At 59.4% G+C, this 7,618-nt stretch carries 8 protein-coding genes and 1 pseudogene; 5 read left to right on the top strand and 4 right to left on the bottom strand.

The features are described 5' to 3' along the window. Window positions 1-196: 196 nt before the first annotated feature. Window positions 197-388: a hypothetical protein gene (locus G6N73_RS26955; RefSeq protein ID WP_165033046.1), complete on the bottom strand. Its 192-nt coding sequence runs from the start codon at window positions 386-388 to the stop codon at window positions 197-199. On the opposite strand from G6N73_RS26955, the gene G6N73_RS38735 reads away from it, so the two are divergent. Both G6N73_RS38735 and G6N73_RS38740 read left to right on the top strand, forming a co-directional pair. Then, window positions 317-484 (top strand): zincin-like metallopeptidase domain-containing protein, encoded by a 168-nt coding sequence (locus tag G6N73_RS38735; protein WP_425484145.1) that lies wholly within the window; start codon window positions 317-319, stop codon window positions 482-484. The two genes, G6N73_RS26955 and G6N73_RS38735, sit on opposite strands and share 72 nt — an antisense overlap. Further along, on the top strand, window positions 474-920 hold the full coding sequence (locus G6N73_RS38740; protein WP_425484146.1) for a zincin-like metallopeptidase domain-containing protein: 447 nt from the start codon (window positions 474-476) through the stop codon (window positions 918-920). Before G6N73_RS38735 ends, G6N73_RS38740 begins: the two co-directional genes overlap by 11 nt. Here G6N73_RS38740 and G6N73_RS26965 read toward each other — a convergent pair. Next, on the bottom strand, window positions 904-1,647 hold the full coding sequence (locus tag G6N73_RS26965; protein WP_165033052.1) for an SLOG cluster 4 domain-containing protein: 744 nt from the start codon (window positions 1,645-1,647) through the stop codon (window positions 904-906). The genes G6N73_RS38740 and G6N73_RS26965 overlap by 17 nt on opposite strands. 329 nt (window positions 1,648-1,976) lie before the next feature. Here G6N73_RS26965 and G6N73_RS26970 point away from each other — a divergent pair, with 329 nt between their 5' ends. Beyond that, entirely contained in the window at window positions 1,977-4,889 is a 2,913-nt protein-coding gene (locus tag G6N73_RS26970; RefSeq protein ID WP_165033053.1) for a Tn3 family transposase, read from the top strand. Continuing rightward, window positions 4,886-5,314 (top strand): hypothetical protein, encoded by a 429-nt coding sequence (locus tag G6N73_RS26975; protein ID WP_165033054.1) that lies wholly within the window; start codon window positions 4,886-4,888, stop codon window positions 5,312-5,314. The genes G6N73_RS26970 and G6N73_RS26975 overlap by 4 nt, the downstream gene beginning before the upstream one ends. 107 nt (window positions 5,315-5,421) lie before the next feature. Here the strand turns inward: G6N73_RS26975 and G6N73_RS26980 are convergent. Further along, a pseudogene (locus G6N73_RS26980) lies at window positions 5,422-5,718 on the bottom strand (IS6 family transposase); the annotation flags it as partial. A 265-nt stretch (window positions 5,719-5,983) separates the two neighbouring features. Beyond that, window positions 5,984-6,550 (bottom strand): NuoB/complex I 20 kDa subunit family protein, encoded by a 567-nt coding sequence (locus tag G6N73_RS26985; RefSeq protein WP_165033055.1) that lies wholly within the window; start codon window positions 6,548-6,550, stop codon window positions 5,984-5,986. Between the two features lie 297 nt (window positions 6,551-6,847). Here G6N73_RS26985 and G6N73_RS26990 point away from each other — a divergent pair. Next, window positions 6,848-7,618, top strand: a 771-nt coding sequence (locus G6N73_RS26990; RefSeq protein ID WP_165033056.1) for an IS1595 family transposase, incomplete at its 3' end; no start/stop codon positions are given.

The following is a 7,618-nucleotide window of genomic DNA, read 5'->3' on the forward strand; positions in this document are numbered from 1 at the left end:
ACTGGCATGCTCCGGCTGTAGCGCGCACGACAGTGCGATCCATCCTGACAGGAATGGGCCAACTGTCGTGCTAGGGTGAGCGCGGCCGGCCGGTGTTTACGACACCGATCTGTCAGCCTGCCCATGAAGTGAAGAGGAGAGTTCACCATGTCCAGGATCAACCGCCGCGCCTTGCTTCTCAGCTCCGGCGGCGCGGTCATCGCCTCAACGGTTGCGGCAACCGGTTACGCAACTGGGCCGCGACGGGCGTCACCAGCAGTTCGTTGAAGTGAGCGGCGCTGTTGCCCCAACAGTACAACGCAATTCGGCCCGAGGCATGGGCGCCGTCTTCCACACTGAACAGACGGATGCCGTTCAAATAGCCAACCGCTTCGACAGTGAGGTTCACCTAAACTCGACCCTGCTTCACGAGGTTGCGCATTTTTCAGGCGCCAAGCACCGTCTTGACCGCGATCTGACCGGCAGGTTCGGCAATGAAGCATAAGCGATGGAAGAGTGCATCGCCGAATGTACGGCGGCTTTTTTTATGCGCCGATCTTGGCGTCGAGCATGATCCGGGGGACAACACCGCCGCCTACCTGGCAAACTGGCTGGCCGTGATGAAGAGCGACAATCGCGCCATCGTTCAACATTCCTTTTCCTCATCCGCGAAAGAAGCGGAAGTCGCAACCGGGGTGTTGAATTCCGGCATCCGGCGCCCCAATGCTGAAGCAGCGCCGCCAGCCGAATGGGGGCAATCATCTACGGACGCAACAATTTCCACGACATGTCCGAAATCCTGTGGAGGATTGCGACCCCAATCTTCCGGTGCCGTTGCGGGTCGGCAATTACGTCACATTCGCAGGCATGCTACAGGGTGGCGGTTTTCATTGATATTTAGCTTATCCAGGCTTGCGGGCGTTGCTAAGGCATTTCACTGAGCCATACCTCTAGATCTTGTTTGGTCAGCACGCTTGGCAAGCCGGGGAATCCCGATTCCAGGAAACGATAAGCATCCCCAAGCCCATCGATTGCCTTTTGGACAAGCTCGCGGGCGGCTTTTTCGACGTCACAATCGGTTCCGCTGATCCTGTTGTCGGGTGCGAAAAGGCGCTCTAAACGCGCTTGGACGAGTTCATAGGTAAGAGGCCTGCCACAGAATTCGACATATTTTGGTATCCCCTTGATCAAGGCCTGCCGCATCTTTTCACGCTCCGCGACAATGGTATTGGTGAGCGCGCCGAACGAACCCGCGAAGAAAACCGGCTTGCACGCCACCAGCGCAAATCCGAGTTCGGCCAGTGTGCCTCCTCCTCCCACCATTACGATTATTGCGTCCGACGTTAGTACGTTAATCGGATTGCGTTGAAAGCTGGAAAGGTCTGTCTCGATAAATCGCTGCGTCGCAGCGTCAATTCCTAGGCGTGGTGCCGATTCAGCGCTCGGCAGCACGCCAATGAGCCGAGCGGTAGCTGCACCGACACCCTGCGCAGCAAATGCTCCCCGCATCGCTGCTCGTTTGACGTCGTTGCCCTCTGTAGGTTGGCCACCGGTAAGCAACACTGCACCTTCCATCGCCACAGCGCGACCAACAGCCTCCGCCGCGCTTACGATGTCGTGTTGCACTTGGTTGCCACCAATCACGCCGATGATCGGCTTCCGCGGCATAGTGCCGTCTCCTTTCGAGATTTTAACAGAGCCGTAGCCTTTCTAGGCCCGAAAATGTTGAAAGTGGCCCCCAGAGTATTGGATGTTAAGTCTAATTGCATACGGCGATCAATAATGTTGCTGCGAGACGTCGCAGCCATTGCGGTGCGGCAAAGAACGCGTTCCATCTATCCTAGATGCCGTAATGGGCCGGCGCTCCTCGCATAGCCAGGAAGGCTTAATCGGCCCGAAGCTGCGATTTTGGCCAAGTTGTGGAACGTTGCCGGAACAGATTGACCGCATAGGCATCATCGCCTGAGACTTTCACTCCTGAAGCAGGGAGTGAGTGTATGGGTGTGCATGTTTTGCCGAAGGAACTGGCCAAGGAGTGGAGCCTCTCGTTTGTCGACATGGAGTTTGTGAACGCCAAGCCGACGGCAACCCGGCTCGGCCTGGCGGCGCAGCTGAAGTTCTTTGCCGCGTACGGATTTTTCGCCACCGCAGCGGCCGACATTCCTGACGAGGCCGTAACCTATCTGGCCGAGCAACTCGGCGTCAGCACCAGCGACCTTCTCGGTTACGATTTTTCCGGGCGTTCGGGACGGCGCCATTGCGCGGAAATCCTGCACCATCTCGGCTTTCGCCGGATGAAGCGGTCGGATCGCGCAGACCTTGCGGACTGGATCACGACGGAGCTTTGCCCTGGCGGCATGTCGGTCAGCACGATTCTCGAGGACGCCTTTCTCTGGTGTCGGGATCGCAGGATTTTTGGTCCCCACCGCAAGGAGATGGAGCGGCTGGTGCGCTCCGAACGCAAACGCTTCGCGGAATCGTTCCTTGGCGGTGTTGCGGATCGGCTTGTTCCGGAAACGGTCGCACTGATGGAGGCATCGCTGGCCGAGCCGGATAGTGCGACCGGGTTCCATACGATCAAGGGAGACGTGGGCGCGGCAACGCTGGACAATATGCTTGCCCTGGCTGACCGGCTGGCCTTCATCAAGGGGGTGGATTTGCCGCGGAATATTCTATCCACCGTGGGCAAGACCTGGGTCGATCAGATCGTCCGGCGGGTCGGCGCCGAGAAGGCGTCGGAGATGCGCCGCCATGTCCCGAGGCGGCGACTGGGCCTTTATGCCGTCTTTCTGATGGTGCGCGAAGCGCAGATCATCGACGGCATGATCGATCTCCTGGTGGAGACCATCCACAAGATCGGGATGCGTTCGAAGCGCAAGGTGGTGGCCGGAATCGCCAAGGACATCGACAAGATTTACGGCAAGGAACGGTTGCTGGTCGATATTGCGGGCGCAGCAATCGAGATGCCGGACGGCCGGGTCCGCGATGTGATCTTTCCGGTGGCGGGCAAGGAAAAGCTCGCGGCTATCGTCAAGGAGCATCGGGCGAAGGGAACGCTGGAGCGGCGTATCTATCAGATCATGCGTGGCTCCTATGCCGGTCACTATCGACGGGTCGTGCCCAAGCTGCTTCCGGTTCTGGAGTTTCGCTCGAACAATTCCGTGCATCGGCCGGTGCTTGAGGCGTTGGACTGGATCCGGCGGGCTTTCGAAACCGGATGCCGCGTGGTGCCGCGCAACAGCGTGCCGATCGAAGGCGTCATTCCGCCGAAATGGCGCAGCGCGATCATCGGCAAGGACGGGCGCATCAACCGGATCAGCTATGAGCTTTGCGTCCTCAGCCAGTTGCGCGACCGCATCCGGGCCAAGGAGATATGGGTGGTGGGAGCGGACCGTTATCGCAATCCGGACGACGATCTGCCCAAGGATTTCGACACCCGGCGGGCAGCCTACTATAGCGTGCTCAACCTGACGCCGGATGCGCGAGCTTTCACGCGCAAAATCCAGGCCGAACTTGAGCGGGAACTACGGCTGCTGAATGCTGAACTCCCACGCAACGACAAGGTGCGCATTCTCTGGCGCGGCGAAAACCGCATCTCGGTCACACCGTTCCAGCCACTGCTGGAACCATGTAGCCTTCAATCGGTCAAGACCGAGATCGGGCGCCGCTGGCCGATGACGGGACTCCTCGATGTGCTGAAGGAGTCGGCGCTCGACACCGGCTTTCTGGACGCGTTTGAGACGTCCGCTTCCCGCGTGGCGCTTTCGCGTGGCGATCTCGATCGACGGCTAATCTTATGTCTCTACGGGTTGGGCACGAATGCCGGCCTGAAACGGGTGGCGGCCGGATGCCCGGATGTCAGCTACGAGGAGCTGCTGCACGTCGGCCGGCGCTTCATCCACCGGGACTCGCTCGAGGCGGCTTGCGGGCGAGTCGCCAATGCAACGTTGGCGATCCGCAATACCGCCATCTGGGGCGAAACCGGCACAGCCTGTGCGTCGGATTCCAAGAAATTCGGCGCTTGGGATGGCAACCTGATGACGGAATGGCATGTCCGCTATGGCGGTTGCGGCGTGATGATCTACTGGCATGTCGAAAAGGGTTCGACCTGCATCTTCTCGCAGCTCAAGCGCTGTTCGTCCTCGGAGGTCGCCTCGATGATCAAGGGCGTGCTGCGACACTGCACCGACATGGAGATCCAGCGGCAATATGTCGACAGCCATGGCCAGAGCGCCGTCGGCTTTGCCTTTTGCCATCTGCTCGGCTTCGAACTCGCCCCGCGCCTGAAAGCGATCGCCCGGCAGAAGCTGGCGCTGCCGCATGCAGGTTTGCGCGCCGAACTGCCGAACCTGCTTCCGGTTCTTGCCAGCGTCATCAACTGGGAGGAGATCGAGCACCAATATGACGAAATGGTCAAATATGCCGCCGCCATGCACAGCGGGATCGCCGATCCGGAAGCGATCCTGCGCCGGTTTGCCCGAGCCGAGGTGATGCATCCCACCTACAAGGCTCTTGCCGAGCTCGGCCGGGCGATCAAGACGATCTTCCTGTGCCGGTATTTGCGCCACGAGCAATTCCGCCGCGAAATCCACAAAGGCCTGAACGTGGTCGAGAACTGGAACAGCGCCACCAGCTTCGTATTCTTCGGCAAGGGCGGCGAAATTGCCAGCAACCGGCTCGACGACCAGGAGATCTCGGTGCTGGCGCTGCATCTTTTGCAGGCGTCGCTGGTCTACGTGAACACGCGCATGATGCAGTCGGTGCTGAGCGAGCCGAAATGGTCAGCGCGGCTGACGCCGGATGACTACCGCGGCCTGACGCCGCTGATCTACGGACACGTCAATCCCTATGGCCGCTTCGAGCTCGATTTGGATCGGCGCATCGATTTCGAACAGAAAGAAGCGGCATGACGAAAGGCAAGCAAATAACCCGCCTGATGCCCGCGACCTGCGAGCAGATCCAGGCTCAAATGCTTGAGGCTTGTCACAAGATCGCCGAAGATCATGGCCTCGTTATTGAAGCCGCCGGGTGGCACAACGTGGATATCGGCTTCTCCTTCGAGCCTGTCTTTAGGGTGAGTGTCCCAGCTCCCGATGGCGGAGCCATCAGTCTCGAGAAAGATATGTTCATGCTTCTGGCCGAACGGTACGGGCTGTCCTCAGGCGACTTCGGGCGCGAATTTACTGCCGGCGGTGAACGCTTCCGAGTTAGCGGCATCGATCCGCGCCGGCCACGCTACCCTATCTCCGCAGAACGCATTCCCGATCGTAAGGGCTTCAAATTTAGCGCCGAGAACGTCGTCATGTTCATCACCCAATCGAAACACAAGGCATAATGTTCCCCAATCGTTCTGCAACTTGGCCAAATTCCCAGCTTCGGGCCGATTAGGCCCTATTGCCCCACATGCCGCATCCATGCACCAACGCCGATCACCGTTGCTCCATCGACGGTGTCGCCGACACCGTCGATGGCGCGATAGAGATACATCCACTGGCCGCGGACCTTGATGTAGGTCTCGTCGACATGCCATTTGCCGGTCACGCTACGCTTGCGCCGGTTGAAGCGCACCAGCAACAAGGGCGAGAAACGAACGGTCCAGCGGTGGATGGTGGTGTGATCGACCGCAATGGCGCGCTCGGCCATCATCTCCTCAAGATCGCGCAGGCTCAGATTGTAGGCCAGGTACCAGCGCACGCACAGCAGGATCACTGATTGGTCAAACTGACGGCCTTTGAACATCGCAACCCTCGATCATTTTCGGAGGCGTTCCTTGCCACAACGCCGGTAATCAAAAAGTTGCAACACATCCGGCGGTTGCATTGTGTCGCATTTCGGGGCTTTGCCACCAACGTGGCAGGAAGATCGAGCGATTGATTCGGCCGAAGATCATGCATCCCACAGCACAAATTCTACTGCTCAACCGAGCGTTTGAAGCTGTCGAACGGTTCCGCCTATGCCTGATCCGACAAAACAAGCGGGAGTGGCAATGTCGGCCGGAACATGATCAACGTTCGATGGTGCCGGTACGGCGAATTTTCTTCTGGAGCAGCAGCACCCCGTAAAGAAGCGCTTCGGCGGTCGGCGGGCAGCCAGGAACATAGATGTCGACTGGAACGATCCGGTCGCAGCCACGTACCACCGAGTAGGAATAGTGGTAATAACCGCCGCCATTGGCGCACGAACCCATGGAAATGACATAGCGGGGCTCTGGCATTTGGTCGTAAACTTTTCGGAGGGCCGGAGCCATCTTATTGCACAGCGTGCCGGCAACAACCATCACATCCGACTGGCGCGGGCTTGCGCGAGGCGCGAACCCAAACCGCTCGGCATCGTACCGGGGCATTGACATCTGCATCATTTCGATCGCACAGCACGCGAGCCCGAAAGTCATCCACATCAATGAGCCGGTACGGGCCCAGGTGATCAGGTCATCGGCAGACGTGACAAGAAAACCTCTGTCCGTCAGTTCGTCGTTGAACTCCGCAAAATGGCGATCGCTCACGAGACCGTCGGCCACCTGTTCCAAAACGCCCTTTGCGGCCGGTATTATCAACGGTTCGCGACTCTGCATGCTGGTTTGTCCTCGCTGACCCGGACCGTATCGCAACGCGCCGGCAGGAACGAGGTTCCCCCAAAACCAACGATCCCCCGCGACCTCGGTGCTAATCCTTGGCGCCACTTTGGGATCGCGCCGCGCAGACAACGAACCGCAAACCGCTCAATCTCTCAACCAAACGGCACGCACAGCGATGTTCTCGCCCCGTCCTCACTTAGCGTTGTTCGCCCTTATCAACCAAAGACAGCAATTTCCTTGAAATGGTAGTCGTTGCGTGCGATTCTGATCGCTGCTTTGAGATGAGGGATCGTTATGCCTGAAGAGATGCACGCGGTGCTGTCCGACATTCGGACGGTAGAGGACATGGTCGAGGCTTTCCGCGACGAAGAGCACTGTCGACGATTGCTTGAAGCCATGGTTTGGCCGAACGGCCGGATCTGTCCGGCTTGCGGCTACAAGCGTTCGATTGCCTTGGCCGGCCGCAACACCGGTCAGCGCCGGGCACGCCCGGGCTTGTACCAATGCTCCAACGGCGATTGTCGGCATCAATTCACGGTCACGACACGCACGCCCCTGCACTCGACCAAGCTGCCGCTGCGCCTTTGGCTAAAGGCGCTGTGGCTGATCCTCCAATCCGACAAGGGCTTGTCCTCGGTGCGCCTGGCCGAAGCTCTCGGGGTGAGCCAGCCAACAGCGTGGCGCATGGGGCATGCGCTACGTCTCATGGTGGCCCGGGAGAACCCGCTTGGCGGGACCGTTGAGGTCGACTGGTTCTATCTTGGCGGTCGCCCGAAGAAGGACCTTGGTGAGCCGCCTCCAGGCCGCGGGCGAAAAGGACAGCCACAAACCACGAAATCGCCCGCCATGGCCAGGGTGCAGCGGCCACCCAGTACCAAGGTCGGAGCGCCGGCCGGCGATGCCCGCGCCACAATCATCGACGATCTTTCAGCGCTCGAGGCCGCACGCGTGCTCGGCAAGGAGGTCCAGCTTGAGGCCCATCTGATGAGTGATGAGTGGAAGGCATTCACCACCATCGGCCATAATTTTGCTGACCATCAAACCGTGCGGCATTCGACCCAGGAA

Source organism: Allomesorhizobium camelthorni, from assembly GCF_011045125.1.
Taxonomy (GTDB): domain Bacteria; phylum Pseudomonadota; class Alphaproteobacteria; order Rhizobiales; family Rhizobiaceae; genus Allomesorhizobium; species Allomesorhizobium camelthorni.

Coding starts and splice junctions, on each gene's coding strand:
- G6N73_RS26970 (WP_165033053.1), top strand. CDS start 1,977: ATGGGTGTGCATGTTTTGCCGAAGGAACTGGCCAAGGAGTGGAGCCTC.
- G6N73_RS26965 (WP_165033052.1), bottom strand. CDS start 1,647: ATGCCGCGGAAGCCGATCATCGGCGTGATTGGTGGCAACCAAGTGCAA.
- G6N73_RS26985 (WP_165033055.1), bottom strand. CDS start 6,550: ATGCAGAGTCGCGAACCGTTGATAATACCGGCCGCAAAGGGCGTTTTG.
- G6N73_RS38735 (WP_425484145.1), top strand. CDS start 317: ATGGGCGCCGTCTTCCACACTGAACAGACGGATGCCGTTCAAATAGCC.
- G6N73_RS26975 (WP_165033054.1), top strand. CDS start 4,886: ATGACGAAAGGCAAGCAAATAACCCGCCTGATGCCCGCGACCTGCGAG.
- G6N73_RS38740 (WP_425484146.1), top strand. CDS start 474: ATGAAGCATAAGCGATGGAAGAGTGCATCGCCGAATGTACGGCGGCTT.